This is a genomic window from Stenotrophomonas sp. INTA L402-1 (assembly GCF_059295135.1).
The window spans coordinates 227500-247253 of the sequence record NZ_JCAFWP010000002.1 but is presented as its reverse complement, the minus strand read 5'-3'; the positions used below and the strand labels follow the sequence as shown (position 1 = coordinate 247253).

General features: G+C 67.8%; 21 protein-coding genes. 9 read left to right on the top strand and 12 right to left on the bottom strand.

Annotated features, from left to right (window positions below):
* The first annotated feature begins 4 nt into the window (after positions 1-4).
* Entirely contained in the window at positions 5-1642 is a 1638-nt protein-coding gene (locus tag AC5O77_RS03850) for an acyl-CoA dehydrogenase family protein (protein WP_494506493.1), read from the top strand.
* A gap of 308 nt (positions 1643-1950) precedes the next feature.
* On the opposite strand, the gene AC5O77_RS03845 is transcribed toward AC5O77_RS03850, so the two are convergent.
* From AC5O77_RS03845 to AC5O77_RS03835, 3 genes are all read right to left on the bottom strand, one after another.
* Positions 1951-2361 carry a hypothetical protein gene (locus AC5O77_RS03845; RefSeq protein WP_014647982.1) on the bottom strand — a complete coding sequence of 137 codons (411 nt, stop codon included), beginning with the start codon at positions 2359-2361 and terminating at the stop codon, positions 1951-1953.
* Between the two features lie 157 nt (positions 2362-2518).
* Entirely contained in the window at positions 2519-2860 is a 342-nt protein-coding gene (locus tag AC5O77_RS03840) for a hypothetical protein (RefSeq protein ID WP_004153024.1), read from the bottom strand.
* Positions 2861-2984: 124 nt separating this feature from the next.
* On the bottom strand, positions 2985-4160 hold the full coding sequence (locus AC5O77_RS03835) for a thiolase family protein (protein WP_494506492.1): 1176 nt from the start codon (positions 4158-4160) through the stop codon (positions 2985-2987).
* Between the two features lie 183 nt (positions 4161-4343).
* Here AC5O77_RS03835 and AC5O77_RS03830 point away from each other — a divergent pair, with 183 nt between their 5' ends.
* Positions 4344-7184 (top strand): S8 family serine peptidase, encoded by a 2841-nt coding sequence (locus tag AC5O77_RS03830; RefSeq protein ID WP_494506491.1) that lies wholly within the window; start codon positions 4344-4346, stop codon positions 7182-7184.
* 44 nt (positions 7185-7228) lie between these two features.
* Here AC5O77_RS03830 and AC5O77_RS03825 read toward each other — a convergent pair whose 3' ends face one another.
* A complete protein-coding gene (locus AC5O77_RS03825) occupies positions 7229-8326 on the bottom strand; it encodes a Glu/Leu/Phe/Val dehydrogenase dimerization domain-containing protein (protein WP_010482852.1) in 1098 nt (365 codons plus the stop codon).
* A gap of 278 nt (positions 8327-8604) precedes the next feature.
* On the opposite strand from AC5O77_RS03825, the gene AC5O77_RS03820 reads away from it, so the two are divergent.
* Positions 8605-9681: an HDOD domain-containing protein gene (locus tag AC5O77_RS03820; protein ID WP_049421268.1), complete on the top strand. Its 1077-nt coding sequence runs from the start codon at positions 8605-8607 to the stop codon at positions 9679-9681.
* Between the two features lie 3 nt (positions 9682-9684).
* Here AC5O77_RS03820 and AC5O77_RS03815 read toward each other — a convergent pair whose 3' ends face one another.
* The 3 genes from AC5O77_RS03815 to AC5O77_RS03805 all read right to left on the bottom strand — a co-directional run bounded on the left by AC5O77_RS03815 (position 9685) and on the right by AC5O77_RS03805 (position 12590).
* Entirely contained in the window at positions 9685-11250 is a 1566-nt protein-coding gene (locus AC5O77_RS03815; protein WP_478058194.1) for a phospholipase D family protein, read from the bottom strand.
* Positions 11251-11343: 93 nt separating this feature from the next.
* Entirely contained in the window at positions 11344-12042 is a 699-nt protein-coding gene (locus AC5O77_RS03810) for an RNA pseudouridine synthase (protein ID WP_494506490.1), read from the bottom strand.
* 47 nt (positions 12043-12089) lie between these two features.
* A complete protein-coding gene (locus AC5O77_RS03805) occupies positions 12090-12590 on the bottom strand; it encodes a M48 family metallopeptidase (RefSeq protein WP_012511793.1) in 501 nt (166 codons plus the stop codon).
* 61 nt (positions 12591-12651) lie between these two features.
* Here AC5O77_RS03805 and AC5O77_RS03800 point away from each other — a divergent pair, with 61 nt between their 5' ends.
* Positions 12652-13209 (top strand): DUF2058 domain-containing protein, encoded by a 558-nt coding sequence (locus AC5O77_RS03800; protein WP_494506489.1) that lies wholly within the window; start codon positions 12652-12654, stop codon positions 13207-13209.
* Positions 13210-13368: 159 nt separating this feature from the next.
* Positions 13369-13635 (top strand): DksA/TraR family C4-type zinc finger protein, encoded by a 267-nt coding sequence (locus AC5O77_RS03795; protein WP_100435179.1) that lies wholly within the window; start codon positions 13369-13371, stop codon positions 13633-13635.
* A 524-nt stretch (positions 13636-14159) separates the two neighbouring features.
* On the opposite strand, the gene AC5O77_RS03790 is transcribed toward AC5O77_RS03795, so the two are convergent.
* Both AC5O77_RS03790 and AC5O77_RS03785 read right to left on the bottom strand, forming a co-directional pair.
* Positions 14160-14753, bottom strand: coding sequence for a mechanosensitive ion channel domain-containing protein (locus tag AC5O77_RS03790; RefSeq protein WP_317218168.1), 594 nt, complete (start codon positions 14751-14753; stop codon positions 14160-14162).
* Between the two features lie 35 nt (positions 14754-14788).
* Positions 14789-14968, bottom strand: a complete 180-nt coding sequence (locus tag AC5O77_RS03785; RefSeq protein WP_049398314.1) for a hypothetical protein — start codon at positions 14966-14968, stop codon at positions 14789-14791.
* 126 nt (positions 14969-15094) lie between these two features.
* Between AC5O77_RS03785 and AC5O77_RS03780 the strand changes: the two genes are divergently transcribed.
* From AC5O77_RS03780 to AC5O77_RS03770, 3 genes are read left to right on the top strand one after another with little or no spacing between them, the layout of a single operon-like run.
* Positions 15095-15673, top strand: a complete 579-nt coding sequence (locus AC5O77_RS03780; protein ID WP_494506488.1) for an RNA polymerase sigma factor — start codon at positions 15095-15097, stop codon at positions 15671-15673.
* The gene (locus tag AC5O77_RS03775; RefSeq protein WP_494506487.1) at positions 15670-16203 is read left to right on the top strand and encodes a hypothetical protein; all 534 of its coding nucleotides are present in this window, start codon (positions 15670-15672) and stop codon (positions 16201-16203) included. Before AC5O77_RS03780 ends, AC5O77_RS03775 begins: the two co-directional genes overlap by 4 nt.
* 10 nt (positions 16204-16213) lie before the next feature.
* Positions 16214-17095, top strand: a complete 882-nt coding sequence (locus AC5O77_RS03770) for a DUF4097 family beta strand repeat-containing protein (protein WP_494506486.1) — start codon at positions 16214-16216, stop codon at positions 17093-17095.
* A gap of 49 nt (positions 17096-17144) precedes the next feature.
* Here the strand turns inward: AC5O77_RS03770 and AC5O77_RS03765 are convergent, their stop codons facing one another.
* From AC5O77_RS03765 to AC5O77_RS03755, 3 genes are all read right to left on the bottom strand, one after another.
* Positions 17145-17327 carry a hypothetical protein gene (locus tag AC5O77_RS03765; protein WP_005410566.1) on the bottom strand — a complete coding sequence of 61 codons (183 nt, stop codon included), beginning with the start codon at positions 17325-17327 and terminating at the stop codon, positions 17145-17147.
* Positions 17328-17338: 11 nt separating this feature from the next.
* Positions 17339-17632 carry a YkgJ family cysteine cluster protein gene (locus AC5O77_RS03760; RefSeq protein WP_053462562.1) on the bottom strand — a complete coding sequence of 98 codons (294 nt, stop codon included), beginning with the start codon at positions 17630-17632 and terminating at the stop codon, positions 17339-17341.
* 229 nt (positions 17633-17861) lie between these two features.
* A complete protein-coding gene (locus tag AC5O77_RS03755; RefSeq protein ID WP_071228695.1) occupies positions 17862-19223 on the bottom strand; it encodes an Hsp70 family protein in 1362 nt (453 codons plus the stop codon).
* Positions 19224-19415: 192 nt separating this feature from the next.
* Here AC5O77_RS03755 and AC5O77_RS03750 point away from each other — a divergent pair, with 192 nt between their 5' ends.
* On the top strand, positions 19416-19751 hold the full coding sequence (locus AC5O77_RS03750) for a zinc ribbon domain-containing protein YjdM (RefSeq protein ID WP_010482882.1): 336 nt from the start codon (positions 19416-19418) through the stop codon (positions 19749-19751).
* Positions 19752-19754: the final 3 nt, after the last annotated feature.

The following is a 19754-nucleotide window of genomic DNA, read 5'->3' as shown; positions in this document are numbered from 1 at the left end:
CCGGATGAGTGGACCCAGCTTCAGCAGCAACGCACCGTATGAAACCCATGTGGTGTTGAACCAGCCGCCGCCGTTCGCAGGGCGACAGTTGTGGACCGACGACGTGGCGCTGATGGAGGCCGTACAGCGCGAAGGCGCCGCCAGCTTCGCGCCGCGACTGGGTGTCTATGGTGCACTCGCCGGTGATGAACTGTACCGGCTCGGCTTCGATGCCAACCGTGATCGTCCGCGGCTGCGCACGCATGATGCACAGGGCCATCGCATCGACACCGTGGAGTTCCATCCGGCCTATCACCAGTTGATGGACACGGCAAAATCGCACGGCGTTGCTGGATTGTCCTGGCATGAGCCGCAGCCTGGCGCGCACGTGGCACGTGCGGTGTTGAGCTACCTGCATCACCAGGCCGAGGCGGGCACCAGCTGCCCGTTGACCATGACCCATGCGGCAGTGGCGGTACTGCATTCGCAGCCGCATCTGGCCGAGTGGGCGCGCAAGGCCGCTGCGCCGGTCTATGACCCGCGCGACGTGCCGGTGGCGGACAAGGCCGGCATCACCCTGGGCATGGGCATGACCGAGAAGCAGGGCGGCTCGGATGTCCGTGCCAACAGTACGCGCGCCGAACCGATCGATGGCGAGCGTTACCGTCTGGTCGGCCACAAGTGGTTCTTTTCCGCACCGATGTGCGATGGCTTCCTGGTGCTGGCGCAGGCGCCGGGAGGCCTGACCTGCCTGCTGATGCCGCGCCGGCTGGCCGATGGTGACCGCAATGCGTTCCGGTTGATGCGGCTGAAGGACAAGCTCGGCGATTGGGCCAACGCTTCCAGTGAGGTCGAGTTCTGCGGCGCACAGGCATGGCGCGTGGGCGAAGAGGGGCGCGGCGTGGCCACCATCATCGGCATGGTGATGATGACCCGCCTGGACTGCATGCTGGGTGCAGCGGCGGAGATGCGCATGGCGCTGGCGCAGGCGCTGCACCACGCACGTCATCGACGTACCTTCGGCAAGCTGCTGGTCGAGCACCCGCTGATGACCAACGTGCTGGCTGATCTGGCGCTGGAGTCGGAAGCGGCCACGGTGTTGGCGATGCGGATCGCGCGCGCGGTGGATCGCGCCGGTGTGGATGCCAATGAAGCCGCGATGGCGCGGTTGGGGACGGCGCTGGGCAAGTACTGGCTGTGCAAGCGCGCGCCGGCCTTTGTCAATGAAGCGCAGGAATGCCTGGGCGGTGCGGGCTACGTGGAGGAGTCGATGCTGCCGCGCCTGTACCGGCAGGCACCGTTGAATTCGATCTGGGAGGGCAGCGGCAACATCCAGTGCCTGGATGTGCTGCGTGCGCTGGCGCGTGAACCGGAGGCGATGGCGGCCCTGCGCGGTGAGCTGGCATCGGTGGCTGATCGTGATGGGCGCTATGCAGCGGCATTGCAGCGTTGGGCAGCGGCACCGCCACCGGAGGAAACGCAGGCGCGGCTGTTCTGCGAGCGCACTGCGCTGCTGCTGCAGGCGGCGCTGTTGCTGCGTGCGCGCAGCCCGATGGCGGAGGCGTTCGTGCGTAGCCGGCTGGAAGGGGAGCACGGGCTGGCGTTCGGGACGCTGCCGGCGGGGGTGGAGCTGACGGCGATGCTGGCGCGCGCGCTGCCGTAGGAGGCGGCCAACGGCGGAGCCCCTCGTGGTGGGCGCTGATACTGATGGGTGGGCCGCGCGGGTAGATCGCGCAGGGGGCGCTGCAAGTACGTCCATGTAAGCTCGGGCGCGCCATCCATGGCGCTTACGCCCCTGCGCAACCTACCCGCGCGTCCGTGGACACTTTCCGTACGCGTCCAGCACGGAATCAACAGAAAGAGCAGAGAGCGAAAAGCAGAAAAGCCGCGGCAGTGCCGCGGCTTTTCCTGTGCAGCCGAGCCGATGCTCGGCTGGTCGGTAGCGCCGGGCCATGCCCGGCGAACGAACCGTTAGTGCTTGGCTTCTTCCTTGGCGGCGTTGGCCTTGGCGTCATTGGCGACATCGCGGGCCTTGTCGGCGACCTTCTGTGCGGCGTTCGCGGTGGCGTCGCTGGCATGTGCGGCGGCATCGGTTGCGGCGTCCTTGGCCTTGTCGGCGGCGTTGGCGGTGGCGTCTGCAGCCTTGTCCAGCGCCTGCTGGGTATCGGCGGCGGCCTGCTCGGACGCGGCAGCGGTCTTGTCGGCGGCGTCGCGGGTGGCTTCGGCGGCCTTGTCCACAGCGTCACGGGCGGCAGCGCCTGCGCTGTCGGCAGCCTGCTGTGCGTCCTGCTTGGCCTGTTCGGCTTCCGGGCCCTTGCAGGCGGCCAGGGCCAGCAGCAGGGAGGCGGCCAGCAGGGTGGTGGTGATCGGACGAATCTTCATGGCGGTCTCCGGTACTGCAATGGATGGGGACGCCAGCCTATTCATGCCGTTGTGAAGACGGGGTCGCGATGCAGCGGCTCAGTCGCGCGCATTCGAAAAAAGAAAAAGCCGCTGGCGAACCAGCGGCTTTTCCAGAACAGCGTGAAGAAAGAAGTTATTACTTCTTGGCTTCTTCAGCAGCGTCCTTGGCCTTCTCAGCGGTGCCTTCAGCAGCCTTGGCAGCGTCAGCAGCGGCGCCGGCAGCGGCGTCGGTGGCAGCAGCGCCAGCCTGGGCAGCAGCGTCAACCGAAGCGTCAGCAGCGGTGGCGGCGGTGTCAGCGGCCTGCTGGGCAGCGTCGGCGGTCTGGGCGCCAGCAGCGGCGGCCTGGTCGGCAGCAGCCTGGGCTTCGGTGGCGGCTTCGTTGGCCGAAGCAGCGGCGTCCTGGGCAGCTTCCTGCTTCGAGCAGGCGGCCAGGGCCAGAGCCAGGGACATCGCGACCAGCAGCTTGTTGATGCTCATTGTGTGAATCCTCGTCGTTAGAATTAGGCAACGCGCATGCTGCGCGCCGACAACATGATGACAAGCCAAGATTGGGTGTCAAGCGATCCCGCATTCATTTTTGCGAAATCATCGTTAAATCTTTTTAAATCAATTCGATGGCGATTGCGGTTGCTTCGCCGCCGCCGATGCACAGGGTGGCAATGCCGCGCTTGCCACCGCGCGTGCGCAGGGCGTTGACCAAGGTCACCACCAGGCGTGCACCGGAGGCACCGATCGGATGGCCCAGCGCGCAGGCGCCACCATTCACGTTGAGCTTGTCGTGCGGAATGCCCAGTTCGCGCATCGGCGCCATCGCCACCACGGCGAAGGCTTCATTGATCTCGAACAGATCGACCTGGTCCAGCGACCAGCCGGTCTTGTCCAGCAGTTTGTGCAGCGCGCCGATCGGGGCGGTGGTGAACCACTCCGGTTCCTGCGAATGGGTCGCGTGGCCGACGATGCGGGCCAGCGGGGTGATGCCGCGAGCGGCTGCATCTTCCTCGGTCAGCAGGACCACTGCAGCAGCGCCGTCGGAGATGCTGGAGGAACTGGCGGCGGTGACGCTGCCGTCCTTCTTGAAGGCCGGGCGCAGGGTCGGGATCTTGGCGATGTCCGAGCGGCCCGGCTGCTCGTCGGTGGTGACCTCGACCTCGCCCTTGCGGGTGGCGACCTTCACCGCGACGATTTCATCGGCGAACGCACCGTTGGCCTGCGCCGCCTGCGCGCGCTTGACCGATTCGATGGCGTAGGCGTCCTGCTCTTCGCGGCTGAACTGGTATTTGTCCACGGCGCATTCGGCGAATTCACCCATCGTCTTGCCGTCATAAGCGTTGACCAGGCCATCGTGGGCCATGTGATCGACCGCCTGGAAGTTGCCGAAGCGGTTGCCGGTGCGCGAGTTCGGCAGCATGTGCGGCGCGTTGGACATCGATTCCATGCCGCCGGCGACAACGATGCTGGCCGAACCGGCCTTGATCAGGTCATGACCGAGCATGATGGTCTTCATGCCCGAGCCGCATACCTTGTTCAGCGTGGTGGCACCGGTCGACAGCGGGATGCCGGCAGCGATCGCCGCCTGGCGGGCGGGCGCCTGGCCGAGGTTGGCCGGCAGCACGCAGCCCATGAGGACTTCGGAAACGTCGCTGGCCGGGATGCCCGACTGTTCCAGGGCGGCAGCGATGGCGGCCGCGCCGAGGGTCGGGGTCGGCACGCCGTTGAACTGGCCGAGGAAGGAGCCGATGGCGGTGCGCTTGGCGGCGGCGATGACGATGTTGGACATGGCAATCTCGTTGATGCGTAAGCAATGTTCGGAAAGGAGACCGGGGGCCGTTGGATGTGCCCCGGTTTCCCGGCAGACTGCGTGGGGGTCGACCCAAGTATAGAGGGTCGGGGAGGGCCGCCGCTGGGCGCGGCCGCACGCCTGCCGGGATGAAGGCAGGACAACGTTCATGGGGAGGAATCGATGGAACGCACGATGATGGTGAGGTCTGCCCTGGGAACCGCGCTGGTGGTAGCGCTGACGGCCTGTGGTGGAGGTGGCGGGGGCGGCAACGTGCGCATCGATACCCCGCCACCACCGCCGCCACCGACTACCCCGCCACCGACGACGCCGCCCCCGGTCAAACCGCAGGAGCCGGCCTTCGACGCGCATCTGTCAGTCACCAATGCGCGCGCCGCACAGGCTGCCGGCCTGACCGGCCAGAACGTGCGCATCGGCATCGTCGACTCCGGCGTGCAGCGCAATGCGGTGGCGTTGAATGGCCGGGTGCTGGCCAACCTCAACTACATCGATCCGGCCAGGAACAATCTGGGTGTCGATGATGTGGTCGGCCACGGCACCGCCGTGGCCAGCCTCGCTGCCGGCGCGGCAACGGGCTCCTGGCCGGGTGGCATCGCGCCAAAGGCGCAGATCGTGTCGGCACGGATCATTGCCGACAAGCCGCCGGTCGATGACGGCAGCGGCAAGGGCAATTCCTTCAGCGGCCCGCTGGGCGTGGCGCAGGTCCACCAGGACCTGATCAGCTACAACGTGAAGGTGATGAACAATTCGTGGGGCGGCCTTTACTGGACCGACCTGCCGACCACCGCGCAGGTGGCCGCCGAATATCGCCCCTTCGTGATCAACCATGGCGGGCTGGTGGTGTTCGCCGCGGGCAATGATGGCCGCAGCGAGCCGAGCAGCCTGGCCGCACTGCCCAGCCAGCAGGGCGTGGCCGGCACGCTGCCGGCTGCCGACCTGGAGCGCGGCTGGCTGGTGGCCACCGCAGTGGATCCGTATGCGCCCGGTACGCTGGCCAGCTATGCCAATGCCTGTGGCCAGGCGGCCCGCTACTGCCTGACGGCGCCCGGCAGCGCGGTCTACCCCGATGCCAACGGTGGCAGCTACTACTGGAACTACGGCACGTCATTCGCGGCGCCCTTGATTTCCGGTGCGGCGGCGCTGGTCTGGGAGCGCTTCCCGTACTTCAGCAACGATCTGGTGCGGCAGACCCTGCTGGGTACCGCCAAGGACATCGGTGCGCCGGGCGTGGATCCGGTGTTCGGCTACGGCCTGCTCGACATCGGTCGTGCGATCAACGGTCCGGGTCGTTTCGACTGGGGTGATGTGGTCGCCAACGTGGATCTGGCCTCGACCGGCTCGGCGTGGCGCAACGATATCGTCGGCAGCGGCGGGCTGGTCAAGCAGGGCGGGGGCACCCTGGTGCTGGCCGGCAACAACAGCTACACCGGAGCAACCCGCATCGAACGCGGCATCCTGTCGCTGCAGAACGGTGGCGTGATCCGTTCCAACGTGACCATCCTCGGCCAGTCCGATCCGGATTCGACCGGCCTGCAGTTCAATGGCGGCACGCCCCGCGTGATCGGCAATGTGGTCAACGGCAGCAGCGTATTCCTCACCACCGGCAACACCACCGGCACCATCGAGGGCAACTACACCCAGCAGGCCGGCGCACAGTTGATGATCGCACTGGGCGCCAATGCGCTGCAGGTCACCGGCAATGCCGCGATCGACGGTGGCGTGCGCGTGCATGGCTTCGTTTCCGGCTACGTGCCACAGAACGGCAGCCGGCAGGACCTGATCCATGCGGCAGGCGGACTCAGCGGCACCTTCAGTACGCCGGCTACCTCCAGTGGCCTGCAGGGGCTGTCATTGCTGCAGAGCAGCTACGGCTATGACAGCAACAACGCGTGGTTGAACCTGACCCAGGTCAGCGTCACCGCAGCGGCCAGCGGCCTGGGGGCGTCCGCCCAGGCGGCAGCACAGCGCCTGGAAGGTGCATTCGCAGCGCTGGACAAAAACGCAGGCCTGCAGGGATCGGCCTTTGGTGCAGCGGCCGGTACCCTGCAGTGGACCGGCGGTGGCCCGCAGGGCCTGGCCGCCAGCCTGCAGAGCCTGTCCGGTCAAGCGCATGCGCGAGCCGAAGCAGCGACCTTCGACAGCATCGACATGTCGCGGCGTGCGATCGCCGAGCGCTTTGATCGTGTACAGGCCGCACCGCGCCTGCGCGGGAGCTGGCAGAGCGCGCTGGGTGAGGCGGGGCAGGGCAGCTTTGCCGGCAACGCTGCCGACAGCCGGGGCTGGATGGCCGGCCAGGATCTGCCACTGGGCAGCAATGGCCTGATGGGCGTGGCGTTTGGTGAGACCCGCAGCACTGGTGGCAGCAGTTTCGGCGGCGATCGTGGGCGTGATCGCCAGGCGCAGGCGCAGCTGTACGCCGGCTGGAATCTGGGGCGTGGCTATGCGTTGGCCCAGGTGGGCAGCGGTCAGTTCACCCGCGCGCTGGATCGTCAGCTGCTGCTCGGTGCGGGTGCCTATGGCGTCTCCGCGCGGTACGGCGGCCGTTTCAGCAGTGCCAGCGTGGAGGGCGGGTACCGGCTGGGGCGTGCGGGCGCATCGATGACGCCCTACGTCGGTGCCAGCACCACGCGTGTGGAGACCGACGCCTTCAATGAACTCGGCGGCTTTGGTTTCGGCCTGCGGGGCGATGCCAACCGCGTGCAGCGCAGCCAGATGCTGGCCGGTATCCGCGGCGAGCGCGGCTGGGGGCGTTGGACGCTGCGTGGGCATGCCGAATGGCAGCAACGGCTTGATGGTGCGGATGCGGACTGGCAGGCCAGCTTCGTCGGCGTCGATGCCTGGGCGCCGTTGGCGGGCTGGAACGCGCCGCGCGGCAGTGCGCTGATCGGCGTGGCGCTGGAATCGTGGTGGGGCCGCAATGGCCGCCTGAGCCTGGGCTTCGACCAGCGTGTTGGTGGCGAAGGTGCGCGGCAGGCCGCCTTGCGCTACAGCACCGGCTTCTGAAGGACGGCTCGCGCCGGGTCATGCCCGGCGCGACATCGGCAGGTTCAACCGCCGCGCAGGTTGCCCAGGCGCGGGGTGCTGCGGCCCAGCGGCATCTTCAGCTTGCCGATCGACAGGATGCGGCTTTCGGCGATGCGGTCGGCGGCACGCTGCGGCGCGATGTTCTCGCGCTGCGACAGTTCGAAGATGCGGGTGAGGTTGTGGTAGATGCTGCGGATCAGGCGCATTGCGCGTTCGCGGTTGTAACCGTCGATCTCCAGCGACACGTTCATCACGCCACCGGCGTTGACTGCATAGTCCGGCGCATACAGGATGCCGCGCGCATGCAGCTCGTCGCCGATTTCCAGGCTCGACAGCTGGTTGTTGGCGGTGCCGCAGATGATCTTCGCCTTGATCCGCGGCAGCGTGTCGGCGTTGATCGCACCTTCCAGCGCGCACGGTGCGAACACGTCGGCGTTCACCTCGTGGATCTCATCCGGTTTGACCGCTTCGGCGCCGAAATCGCTGACCGCGCGATCAACCAGCGCGCTGTCCAGGTCGGTGACGTACAGCTTGGCACCGCGGTCGCGCAGCAGCTTCACCAGTTCCATGCCGATGTGGCCCAGGCCCTGCACGGCGATGCTGGTCTTGCCCACTTCCTCATGGCCGAACTTGAAGCGCATCGACGCCATCAGTGCCTGCAGCGCACCGTAGGCGGTGAACGGGGCGGGATCGCCGGAGCCACCATGGACCTGGTGCACGCCGGTCACGAACTGGCTTTCCAGGTAGATGTTCTCCATGTCGTTGACGTCGGTTCCGACGTCCTCGGCGGTGATGTAGCGCCCGCCCAGCGAATCGACATAGCGGCCGAAGGCACGGAACAGCACCTCGGTCTTGTCCACTTTGGGGTCGCCGATGATCACCGCCTTGCCGCCACCCACGTTGAGGCCGGCCAGTGCATTCTTGTAGGTCATCGTCCGGCTCAGCCGCAGCGCATCGGCCAGCGCCTCGTCGGTGCTGGCGTAGGGGCGCATGCGCACGCCGCCCAGGGCCGGGCCGAGGGTGGTGTTGTGGATGGCGATGATCGCCTTCAGGCCGGCGTCGTGGTTGTGGCAGAACACCACCTGTTCGTGGCCGGTGGTGGCGAGGGTTTCGAATAGCATGGCGTCTCCGATGGCGCGATCAGCGGCGAACTGCAGCGAACGGCCAGTGAACGGTAGGGTCCCAAAACAAAAAAAGCGACGTCGTCGGTGCAGGGGGACGGGTCGCGCGGCGCCATTCTAGTCCATTCCCCCGGCCGGTGCCGTCGACATCGGTGGCCTTCCGGTTAAAGAAGATGAAAGTTCGGCCGATGCTGCGACGACGGCGGGTGGCCGGATTCGCGTGAAGAGGCAGGGCGGTCAGTGACGGCAAGGGCACCACAACGACAGGGCGGGCGGCGATGACGCCGGCCTGGTGGCGATCACTGCGTGGCTGGCTGGCGCGTTCGACCGGGACGGCACCGTCCCGGTTGGCGGCGGCGTCGCGGCAGGCGGTGGCGGCGGCTGCGGCCAGCCTGCAGGGCGCGGCTCTGCCCTCGGCCGAGATCGCTGCACATCTGCAGCGTGGCCTGCATGCACTGGCCCTGTACCCGCGCCTGGCCGGTGAATCCACGGCGGTGCAGGCCGCGGGGTTGGGCGAGGCGGTGGCGCGCGCGCTGCAGGACCGGGACTGGGCGGCCCGTCAGCTGCCGCGCCGCCCGCAACTGCTGCCGCAGCTGATCCAGACGGTCAACGACGATGCTGCGTCGGCGCGGGTGATGGCGGCGATCATCGGCCAGGACCCGGTGCTGACCGGCAACCTGCTGCGCATCGCCAACAGCCCGGCCTACAAGGTGCACGAGCGCCCGGTGGAAAGCCTGCAGCGGGCGGTGACGCTGGTCGGTACCGAAGGCGTGCGACAGATCATCAGCGCAGTTCTGGTGCAGCCGGTGATGCAGGTGCAGTGCGAGGTGTTTCCGCAGTTCAGCACGATCATCTGGGAGCACGCACTGCTGGCCTCGCGCGCAGCCGCTGACCACGCGCGCACGGTCACTTTCGGCGATGCCTTCGCCGCCCAGTGGCTGGGCCTGGTACAGGGGCTGGGGGCCGCGCTGGTGATGCGCCAGCTGCTGCAGGAAGCGCAGGCACGCGATGAAACGGTGGAACCGGCGCTGGCGCTGCAGCTGCTCCAACAGTGGTCGCTGCCGTTGGCGCAACGCGTGGCTGCGGCCTGGGAGCTGCCCGAGCCGGTGCACCAGGCGCTGGCGCCCGAGGCGGATGGCCCGCTGGCCGACAGCCTGCGCCTGGCCAGCGCGGCCGCAGCGGCCAGCCTGCTGTGCCGGCACGGACATGCCAGCCAGAGCCGCATGCTGGCCCTGCTTGAACAGTTGCCTTCGGCGCCGCCGCATGCCCTGCGCTGGATCTGGCGGCGCCTGCATGGGCGCAGCGTGGAAACACGGGATGACGCCGGACAGGAAGAGGCGGGTCCTGCGCCCTGAGCGCTACAGCTGCGATTCCACCGGCAGCCAGCTGATCACCCGCGCGGTCCAGCGCTTGCCCAGGCTGGCCCCGGGTTCGGCCTCCACCCAGTGCGGCGGTGGCTGCCGCTCCAGCCAGCGCAGGTCATCATCGCGCCCCAGCGCCAGCCACCAGCTATGCTCCGGGCCGGCCAGGCGCAGGTACTCGTCGCGCAGCTGTGCACCGAGCGCCGGGTCATCGAACAGCACGCCCATTTCGGTATTGAGGTAGGCCGAACGTGGGTCGAGGTTGAACGAACCGACGAAACCGCGGCGGTCATCGACCACGAATGCCTTGGTGTGCAGGCTGGCGCCGCTGCTGCCGAACAGGCTGGCATCCAGCTGGCCGTGTGCCTTCAGTTCGTACAGCTGCACGCCGGTCCTCAGCAGCGGCACCCGGTAGCCCATGTAGCCGCCGTGTACCGCTGCCACATCGTTGGCGGCCAGTGAGTTGGTCACCACGCCCACCTGCGCGCCGCGTGCGGCCAGCGCCGACAGCGCCTCGACCCCATCGTTGCCGGGCACGAAGTAGGGCGAGATCAACAGCGCACTGCGCCGCGTGCTGCGCAACTCGTCGCTGAGACGGCTGACCAGCCAGCCGCGGCGATCGTCATCGCGGTGTTTCATCGGCGGATCGGAGGCGATGCGCACGTTCGCGCTCCAGTGCAGCGGTTCCGGGCTGGGCCGCTGCAGCGCGCGCGACTCGGCCACGCGTTGCAGGTAGGGCTGTGCCTTGGCATGCATGGCATCCAGGTCCGACTGCCGTACCAGCTGCTGCAACTGTGCATCGGTATACGAGGCCAGTGCGGAAATCGGGATCGCCGTGCTGCTGTTCCAGTAGTCGTCGAAGATCTGGTTGGCTTGCTGCACGGCGGGGCCGGCCACCACCAGGTCCAGGTCCTGGAAGTTCACATCGTCGCGCGCGCTGAAGTATTCCTCGCCGATGTTGCGGCCACCGACGATCGCGATGCGGCCGTCGGCGATCCAGCTCTTGTTGTGCATGCGGTGGTTCACGCTGAAAGCGCGTTGCACCAGCTCCAGCGTGCGCGCGATGCCGCTGCGGTTGCGGAACGGGTTGTACAGGCGGATCTCGATGTTCGGATGCGCATCGAGTGCCATCATCAACGCGTCCTTGTCCTTGGCGTTCATGTCGTCAAGCAGGATGCGCACGCGCACGCCGCGCTCGGCGGCGTCGTACAGCGCCTTGGCCATCAGATGGCCGATCAGGTCGTCGTGCCAGATGTAGTACTGCAGGTCCAGGCTGCGGCCTGCGTGCGCGGTGATCATCGCGCGCGCGGCGAAGGCATCCATGCCATCACTGAGGAACGCCACGCCGGACTGCCCGGGGTGTGCGTCCTGCAGCGGCACGATCTGCTGGTCGATGCGGGTCTGCGCCGGCTGCAGTGGCAGCACATGCGAGGGTGCGCCCTGTGCCTGCGGGGTGAGGTGGTCGGCCAGCAGCAGCCCGGACAGGACCAGCAGCAACAGCGCGGCGAGGATGATCGCAGCGGCGCGCAGCAGGCGTCGCCACAGGGGCTTGGGCAGGCTCATGCCCCGATGGTAGATCCACGCCGTGCGTGGATGAAAGCCAACAGACCTATCGCCGTAGATCCACGCCATGCGTGGATGGCAGGGACTTCGCGGTCAGAAGCGCTCGTCGCTGCCCAGGTAACGCCACTGCCCCGCAGGCAGCGGTCCCAGTGCCACGCGGCCAATCCGCAGCCGACGCACGGCCGCGACCTGCAGGCCGGCAGCGGTGACCGCCACGCGCAGGCCCTTGGCCGTCAGGCCCTTGCCGGCGAAGCGCAGGCGCTGCTCGCTCTGCCAGCTGACCTTGGCGCCGCCCGATTCCTGCTGCAGCCGCGCCATCAGCCAGGGGCCGCGCTCGGGACCGCCTTCGGCCACTTCGATCAGGTATTCCTGTTCGGTGCGGCCCAGATTGCGCTGCAGATGGGCCAGCGTGGCCGGGTCCTGGCTGACCACCACCAGGCCGCTGTCGCTGGCCGGAAGCGAGGCGGCCAGCTGCAGGCCGTGGAAGTGACGCTGAAGCGGACGGATGTCGCTGGCATCAAGTTCGCTGCGGCTGTCACTGCTGACCAGCGCGCACAGGGTTTCAGCGGCAACGCCTGCCGGCTTGTGCAACAGCATGCTGGCCCGCTCGGCCTTTTCATCACTGGCCTGCTCGGCCACGACGATCACCGCGCTGTCATCGACCGGGCGCTGCGGCTGCTCGACCACCTCACCATTGACGCTGACCCAGCCGCCTTCGATGTAGCGCCGGGCTTCACCGCGCGGGATGCCGAGCAGGGCGGACAGGCGTTTGTCGAGACGGGTCGGTTCCATGGCGGAAAGGTCAGGCAGGGGGCGCGCAGTGTAGCCGCAACGCCGGTTCAGCGCTGGCCGCGGTTGGCCAGCTCGGTCAGGTACAGGCGGGTATCGAACTCCAGCTGCAGGTAGTCCGGCTCCATGTGCTGGCATAGCTGGTAGAAGGCCTTGTTGTGGTCGGCCTCCTTCAGATGGGCCAGTTCGTGCACCACGATCATGCGCAGGAATGCGGCCGGCGCCTGCCGGAACACGGTGGCGATGCGGATCTCGCGGCTGGCTTTGAGGCGGCCACCGTGCACGCGGGAAATGGCGGTGTGGGTGCCCAGCGCGTGCTTGATGACTTCCAGCGTATTGTCGTAGCAGACCTTGTTGAGCGGCACCGATTTGCGCAGGTAGCGGTCCTTCATGTCCTGCGTGTAGTCGTACAGTTGGCGGTCGCTGCGCACTTCATGCGGGTCGGGGTAGCGTTGCTGCAGCCAGGGGCCGAGCTTGCCCTGCGCCAGTAGTTCGCTGACCTGGGCGACCAGGGGTTCGGGATAGCCGGTGAGGTACTTCAGGACTGCCATGCAGGGGCGGCGGGGCGTCGGTAGAATGGGGCCTCCAGATTACACGCGGTACGCATCGACCATGGCAAAGCCCAACGCGCTGCAGGAACAATTGCTCAAGGCCGGCCTGGCCAAGAAGTCGCAGGCCAGCGCCGCCGCCAGCGCGCAGGCCAAGGCCCGGCAGGGCAAGGCCGAATCGACCTCGGCCGAGGTCCAGCGTGAGGCTGAACGTGCCCGCGCGGAGAAGATCGAGCGCGACCGCGCGCTGGCGGCCGAGCGCAACGCCCAGGCCAAGCAGGCTGAACAGAAGGCCCAGGCCAAGCAGATCATCAGCGCCCATGCCGTGCCCCACAAGGGCGACGACGAGTACCGCTTCAGCGACGGCGCGGCGATCCGCACCCTGCTGATCGACCCCAAGCTGCGCAAGGCGCTGTCGGTGGGCGTGCTGGTCATCGTCGCCCACGGCGAGAGCTACGCGTTGCTGCCGCGCGCTGCCGCCGAAAAGGTGCGTGAACGTGCCCCGGAAGCGATCATCGTCGACCACGGCCAGCCAGGCTCGACCGCAGAGATCTCCACCGGCAACGCCGAAGACGACGCCTACTACGCCCAGTTCCAGGTGCCGGACGATCTGGTCTGGTAAGCAAAAAGGGGACGGAGGGGATTAAGCCGCAATCGGCCTGATCCGGCCCGTCTGCCTTCTGCTCAGCTTGCTGAAGGCCCGCCGGTCATGGCCCGGCGCTACCGTTCACTGCGCGGTGTATCGTCCCCATATCAGGCGACACACCTGAGGAGGATGGCCATGGCCACCGGTTGGGCGGGAGACGGCGCGGTCCAGGACCAGATCGACGCCACCGTTGACGATGCGATTGCCCGCGCGCGGCGCCAGCTGCGTGAGGGCCCGGGTCTGGAACACTGTGAGGAATGCGACGCGCCGATCCCGTTGGCGCGGCGCCAGGCCGTGCCGGGTGTGCGGCTGTGCGTGGCGTGCCAGCAGGTGCATGACGACGAAGAGCAGGCGCATGCCGGCTACAACCGCCGTGGCAGCAAGGACAGCCAGTTGAGGTAAAGGTTGTTCGGCAGGGCTTGCAGCCCTGCACCTGCCGAAGCAACGTCAACGTCAACGTCAAAAGCGGGCGTTCCGTGGGGGGGCGGGGCGGTGTCGGATTGCGGGGACGCCGCAAGTACGTCCTTGTAGGCTTGGCAGCCGCATCCATGCGGCTGACACCCCGCAATCCGGCACCGCCCCACCTCTGACAGATCCCCGCGATCGGGTAGATCCACGCCATGCGTGGATGAAATCTGTCAGATATCGATAGTCAAATTGGGGTCAGAGCCCGTTACGCAGCAACGGGATCCGACCCCGTGCCGTTCCTGCAGATCGCGGAAATCTGTCGAAGGCGGGGTGGGTCCGGTGGCGGGAGTGTCAGCCGCATGGATGCGGCTGCCAAGCCCCGGGGGTCACTTCAGGGATGGGTTTACGGCGTCTCCCGCCACCGGACCCACCCCGCTATCCCACGGATAGCAGGCTTTCGCCGTTGCCGTTGCCGTTGCTTCAGCGGGTGCAGGGCGCAGCCCTGCCGAAAACCACCCTCAGCCGTCGCCCTGGATGCCGCCGGGGGCCTGCGCCGGGTCGCGCCAGCGGCGCACCGTGCGCTGGAAGAACAGGTTGTTCGGCAGCTGCAGCACCGTGCCCTCGTGGCCGTCGCCGGTTTCCTGCAGCGTGGTGTAGATCAGGTTCACGTCGATCACCCGGCCCTTCAGGCCCGGCTTCTCGCCGTTTTCCAGCACCTCGATGTAGTCGTGCAGGCGGAACGGGCGGGTGGTGAAGATCAGCAGCGTGCAGAAGATGTTGGACAGCACGCTCCACGCCGCGAAGAAGGCCACCGCGCCCACGGCTGCAAAGCCGGTGAACGCGGTCCACAGCACCGACGGCTTCGCGCCGAGCAGGCTGAGGATGTACAGCAGGGCACTGAAATAGACCACGAAACTGGTGATCCGGCGCGCACCCATCACCATCTCCGGCGGCAGCGTGTAGTGCTCGGCGAAGCGGCGGATCAGGCGACGGGCGAGCACGCGCAGGAGCCATGCGACCAGCAGCACCAGTACGATCTGCAGGGCGACGCCGGCGTAGTTCAACCACGGGTGGGTCCAGGTGGGCAGGTGATCCTTCAGCGACAACATCATGGGGCGAAAACAGGCGGCGGGAACGGCCCCTGATGTTACCCGGCGCGTGCGGGGGATTCGACCGCCGGGTTCCAGGCCACGCACACCAGCTCCTGGCGGTGCTGCTGCAGGCAGGCGCGGCCATTGTCGGGACGCAGCTGCAGTGACAGGCCCAGCGCCTGCAGCAGGACACAGGCGGTGATCACCAGCAGGGCGGCGCAGGATGGGCTGGACATGGCAGGACTCCTGGACGGCAATTTCGCGAAGGACCTTTCATGGATGCAGCAGCCACCCAAAAGGTTGCATGCCATCGATCATCGATCGGCTCTAAACCTTTTCCCGGGTCGCCGCATCCAAGCGATATGCTCGACACCACCATGCCCGCGCCGCCTGCCGCCAACGACGCCGTCGATGAACCCGCCCTGGTGCGGGCGGCGGCCGCCGGAGATACCGCTGCCTATGAACTGCTGTACCGGCGCCACGCGCCCCGTGTATTCGCTGTGCTGTGGCGGTTGTGTGGCGGCCAGCAGGCACGCGCCGAGGACGCGCTGCAGGAAGCGTTCCTGCAGGCGTGGAAGGCGCTGCCGGGCTTCCGTTTCGAGAGCAGCCTGTCGACCTGGCTGCACCGGCTGGGCGTCAACGCGGCACTGATGGAGCTGCGCGGGCGTGCGGGCGGGCAGGATCACGACAGCCTCGACGAAGTGGACAGAGGGTTGCAGGAGCTGGCAGTGCACGATCGTTGCGCCGGCACCGAACGCGACCTCGAACGGGCACTGTCGACACTGCCGCCACGGGCACGTGCGGTACTGGTACTGCACGACATCGAAGGCTGGAAACACCAGGAAATCGCCGAACAGCTGCAGATGGCCGTCGGCAGTTCCAAGGCACAGTTGCATCGTGCGCGCGGCCTGTTGCGCGCACGGCTGGGAGACATGACATGAGTACACACGACCACGATTCCGACCACGATCTGCTGGCCCGGCTGCGCGCGCTGCCGACCGAACGCGGCGTACCCACCGATGGCTGGGCACGCCTGTCGGCGCAGCTGCCGCCGCGTGAACCGCAGGCGGCACCTGCGCCGGGCGACAACGTGGTGGCCCTGCCAGCGCGCTCGCGGCGTCGCTGGTGGCTGCCGGTCGGTGCGGCGTTGGCGGCCAGCCTGGCGCTCTACGCGGTGTCACCGTGGCGGCATACGCAGCCGGAGGTGCCGGTGCCTTCAGCGCTGCAGCTGCAGGCTGCGGCGATGACCGAGCAGTACCAGCAGGCCGTCGCTTCGCTGCCCGATGGACGGGCGCCGGAATGGCAGCCGGCGCTGCACGAACTGGATGAAAGCGCAGCGCAGATCCGTGCCGCCTTGGCGCAGGACCCGCGTGCACCGCACCTGCTTGGCCAGCTCAAGCGCACCTACGCGCTGCGGCTGGAACTGACCCGGCAGGCGGCCTATGCCGCCGAGTCCGGCTTGACGACCTGAGGAGACCCCCATGACCCGAACCCTGATTTCCTGCTGTGTCGCGCTGCTGCTGGCCCCTGCCGTGGCGCTGGCCGACACCCGTATCGACGAGCGCCACACCCTGGCCGCGGGCGGTCGCATCGAGCTGAGCAATGTGGCCGGCAAGGTGACCGTGCGTGGCTGGGACCGCAATGACGTGCAGCTCACCGGCACGCTCAGCGACGGCCTGCAGCTGCGTCAGGAGAAAAGTGCCAACCGTGTGCGCTGGGAGATCGAATACCCGCGCCGCAGCAGCAATGGTGGCGCGACGCTGGTACTGAACGTGCCGCGCTCGGTGGAGCTGCTGCTGAGCACGGTCAGCGCCAGCCAGGACATCAGTGGCATCGATGTGCGACGGCTGCAGGCCGACACGGTCAGCGGCAGCCTGAGCGCGGCTGGCCGCAGTGGCGACAGCAAGCTCAACACGGTCAGTGGCAGCGTCAGCGCACGCCTGCAGACGCCGAAGCTGGACGTGAACACGGTCAGTGGCCGGATCGAGGCCGGCGGCGGCGTGTCCGGTGATATCGGTGCGCAGACGGTGTCCGGCCGGGTCGAGGTGGATGCCGGGCGCGTGCAGCGGCTGGCGGTGGAGACCGTCTCGGGCAGCATCGATCTGGCAGCGGCCGGTTTGGCTCCCGGCGGCCGCATCAACGTCGAATCGGTCAGTGCCTCGGTCACGCTGAGCCTGCCGCGCACGGTGTCGGCACAGCTGTCGGTGAACAGCTTCAGCGGATCGATCAACAGCGATGCCGGGCAGGTGGAGCGGCCGCGCTATGGGCCGGGCAGCCACCTCGATACGCGTCTGGGCGGCGGTGACGGTGACATCCGCATCCAGTCGCATTCGGGCGGTGTGCGGGTACGCCTGGACCGCTGAACGCGATCCGGCAGGCCGCGGCGGCAGCGCCGCCGCGGTCGATACTGGGTCAGCTGGCTTTCTTCAGCGCCCAGGTGGTGCCGAGGACTTCGATCTTGCCACCGGCCTTGCGGAACGCTGCCAGGTCCGAAGCGATCGAATCGCTGCTGACCACAGTGCTGGCGGCCGCGCCCTTGCGTTCGCTGCGGATGCTGTTGCTGGCCTTCGCGGGGGTCTTTGCCTTGCGGGGCATGGTTGCTCCTGTCAGGTGGAAGGGGAGGAAAGCGCCCAGGCATCGGCCTGGCGCAGGTAGTCCTGCCGCTCGCGGCGGCAGTCATCGCCGCCCATCGAAAACTGGCGGCAGATCGCCGGGCGCTGCGAATAGATCGTGCAGCGCAGGTGATAGGGATCGATCGCCGCGCACCAGCCTTCCTCGTTGCGCGCCATCACGGCACGGCCGTGGGTGTCGCGTGACAGGAACTGGCCGGGCACGTGGTCGCCGGGCTGCAGCAGCACGGGCAGCCGGCAACAGACCGCGTCACAACGGCGGCAGTCGATGGGTGCAGGTGCTGCGTCAGGTTGTAAGGCCACAGGGGCCTGGCGGGTGCCCAAAGCGGGTCTCGATGGCGGCTCAGGTGCTGCGCGGACCATGAACGAGCCAGGAAGGCATGGCCGCTAGGCCCGCGGGGCGGGCCAGGCTGCACTGTGGACACACACCGGCGTGGCCGGCGGAAGGTGCAGCGTGGTTCTAGCCGACCAAGAGTAACTTAGACCGCGTAACGTTTTGTTAATCCTGGCTGGCTGCCGCCAGCGCAAGGCCCTGGACCACGCCCAGCGAGGGCTCGCCGTGGACCATGCGGGCCCCCGGGAAGGCCTCGGCCACGGCCTGGCGCAGGTAGCCGGCACGGGACATGCCGCCGGTCAGGAACACCGCGTCCGGGTCGCCGCCGATGTCGCTGCGGACCTGGGCCAGCAGCTCGCGGATCTGCTCCAGGTAGCCATGGGCGGCGGCGGCCAGGCCGTCGGCGCTGCTGTCGGCATGCAGGTCGCGGGCGATGTAGTCCAGCGTGCTGCGGTGTTCGCTGGCGGCGCTGAGGGCAATCTTGGCGCGTTCGACATCGCGGTACAGGCGGGCGGTATTGCCGGTGTCCTGCAGGGCCTGCAGGCGCGCGCCCCACGGGTCGTCGACGTGATCGTATTTGTGCTGGCGGAAGTCGCGCTGGCGCGTCATGTCCTGCACGGTGGCGGCTTCCACGTAGTGGTGGGCGGGTACGCGGGTGATGCCGCGGCCGAACAGCGGCATGTAGCTGGACAGGCTCAGCGCCAGATCGATGTCGGTACCGCCACGGGCGATACCCCAGGCGCGGTGGATGCGCGGCGCAGCATCGCCACCAACCTCGGCGTGGGCGATATCGGTGGTACCGCCGCCGATATCAACGATCACCGCCTGGTGCCGCTCGCGGCTTTCGGCGTGGTAATGCATGGCCGCCGCGGCCGGTTCCTCGAGGAAATCGATCTGGTCGAAACCGGCCTGGGTGGCGGCTTCGCGCAGGATGTCCAGTGCCTGATCGTTGCCGGCCGCGCCGATCGAGCTGCGGAACTGCACCGGGCGGCCGAGCAGGGCGGCACGCAGCGGCTGGCCAAGCTGGGCGCTGGCGGTCAGGCGGATGTGCTCGAGGATGTGCGCGGCGATGCCGGTGATGGTCTGCTTCGCGCGCGGGTGCAGGTTGTAGCCCAGCATCGACTTCGGGCTCTGCACCAGGTTGCCTTCGTGTTCCTCGAAATAGGCTTCCAGCGCGTCGTCGCCGTAGACCGCGTTCTGCAGCAGGTCGCTGGCGCTGCGCTCCTTGCCGGCGCGGGCTTCCATCCATTCCCGGCGCAGTGCGCGCAGGGCTTCGCGGCGCAGCGCCTGCGGCGTGCGTTCCTGGCCGGCGGCGCGGGCCGCGCGCGCGGCGCTGTCGATCATCTGCTGAAGCTCGTGTTCCTGGCCGGCGTCGAGCTGGAAGTCGTCCGGGTCGGGCACCACGCCAGGGAAGTACACGCTGGTGCGGAACTGCTCGGCGTCGCCGAAGCGGATCGGCAGCAGTTTCCCCTCATGCACGATGGCGGCGGCGGAGTTGCTGGTACCGAAGTCGATGCCGAGGCGCATGGGGAGTTCCGGGGGGCGATCAGGGGCCGCGCACTCTGCTGCAGTTCGTCGCCGACTGCAAGTTCCTGCGGCCTTCTGTTCTGGATGGGGGTTCCGGATCGGGTCATGCGAGCCGCCGGGCGCTGGCCGGAAAAGGGCAGGGAGCCAGGCGGTTACAATGGCGGCTGTTGATTCACTTTGAGGTACTTGCTGATGTCTTCTGCCCCCGCCTGCCCGCAGTGCACCCTGGAAAACACCTACGCCGATGGTGCGCTGTGGATCTGCGCCGACTGCGGTTTCGAATGGACCGCCGAGGAAAGCGCCGGTTCCACCCTGGTCGTGCGTGACAGCAACGGCAACACCCTGCAGGCCGGCGACACCGTCACCGTGATCAAGGACCTGAAGGTCAAGGGCTCCTCGATCCCGCTCAAGCAGGGCACCGTGATCCGCAACATCCGCCTGGTCGAGGATGACGCCGAGCACATCGAAGGCAACTCGGACAAGATCAAGGGCCTGGTCCTGAAGACCTGCTTCCTCAAGAAGGCCTGATCG

What these genes read in the sequence shown, in the direction of transcription:
- AC5O77_RS03850 (WP_494506493.1), top strand. Translation starts at nt 5, where the DNA reads ATGAGTGGACCCAGCTTCAGCAGCAACGCACCGTATGAAACCCATGTG.
- AC5O77_RS03785 (WP_049398314.1), bottom strand. Translation starts at nt 14,968, where the DNA reads ATGTCCAGCCCATCCTGCGCCGCCCTGCTGGTGATCACCGCCTGTGTC.
- AC5O77_RS03770 (WP_494506486.1), top strand. Translation starts at nt 16,214, where the DNA reads ATGACCCGAACCCTGATTTCCTGCTGTGTCGCGCTGCTGCTGGCCCCT.
- AC5O77_RS03775 (WP_494506487.1), top strand. Translation starts at nt 15,670, where the DNA reads ATGAGTACACACGACCACGATTCCGACCACGATCTGCTGGCCCGGCTG.
- AC5O77_RS03750 (WP_010482882.1), top strand. Translation starts at nt 19,416, where the DNA reads ATGTCTTCTGCCCCCGCCTGCCCGCAGTGCACCCTGGAAAACACCTAC.
- AC5O77_RS03805 (WP_012511793.1), bottom strand. Translation starts at nt 12,590, where the DNA reads ATGGCAGTCCTGAAGTACCTCACCGGCTATCCCGAACCCCTGGTCGCC.
- AC5O77_RS03820 (WP_049421268.1), top strand. Translation starts at nt 8,605, where the DNA reads ATGACGCCGGCCTGGTGGCGATCACTGCGTGGCTGGCTGGCGCGTTCG.
- AC5O77_RS03830 (WP_494506491.1), top strand. Translation starts at nt 4,344, where the DNA reads ATGGAACGCACGATGATGGTGAGGTCTGCCCTGGGAACCGCGCTGGTG.
- AC5O77_RS03755 (WP_071228695.1), bottom strand. Translation starts at nt 19,223, where the DNA reads ATGCGCCTCGGCATCGACTTCGGTACCAGCAACTCCGCCGCCGCCATC.
- AC5O77_RS03810 (WP_494506490.1), bottom strand. Translation starts at nt 12,042, where the DNA reads ATGGAACCGACCCGTCTCGACAAACGCCTGTCCGCCCTGCTCGGCATC.
- AC5O77_RS03835 (WP_494506492.1), bottom strand. Translation starts at nt 4,160, where the DNA reads ATGTCCAACATCGTCATCGCCGCCGCCAAGCGCACCGCCATCGGCTCC.
- AC5O77_RS03790 (WP_317218168.1), bottom strand. Translation starts at nt 14,753, where the DNA reads ATGATGTTGTCGCTGAAGGATCACCTGCCCACCTGGACCCACCCGTGG.
- AC5O77_RS03765 (WP_005410566.1), bottom strand. Translation starts at nt 17,327, where the DNA reads ATGCCCCGCAAGGCAAAGACCCCCGCGAAGGCCAGCAACAGCATCCGC.
- AC5O77_RS03815 (WP_478058194.1), bottom strand. Translation starts at nt 11,250, where the DNA reads ATGAGCCTGCCCAAGCCCCTGTGGCGACGCCTGCTGCGCGCCGCTGCG.
- AC5O77_RS03780 (WP_494506488.1), top strand. Translation starts at nt 15,095, where the DNA reads ATGCTCGACACCACCATGCCCGCGCCGCCTGCCGCCAACGACGCCGTC.
- AC5O77_RS03825 (WP_010482852.1), bottom strand. Translation starts at nt 8,326, where the DNA reads ATGCTATTCGAAACCCTCGCCACCACCGGCCACGAACAGGTGGTGTTC.
- AC5O77_RS03795 (WP_100435179.1), top strand. Translation starts at nt 13,369, where the DNA reads ATGGCCACCGGTTGGGCGGGAGACGGCGCGGTCCAGGACCAGATCGAC.
- AC5O77_RS03840 (WP_004153024.1), bottom strand. Translation starts at nt 2,860, where the DNA reads ATGAGCATCAACAAGCTGCTGGTCGCGATGTCCCTGGCTCTGGCCCTG.
- AC5O77_RS03800 (WP_494506489.1), top strand. Translation starts at nt 12,652, where the DNA reads ATGGCAAAGCCCAACGCGCTGCAGGAACAATTGCTCAAGGCCGGCCTG.
- AC5O77_RS03845 (WP_014647982.1), bottom strand. Translation starts at nt 2,361, where the DNA reads ATGAAGATTCGTCCGATCACCACCACCCTGCTGGCCGCCTCCCTGCTG.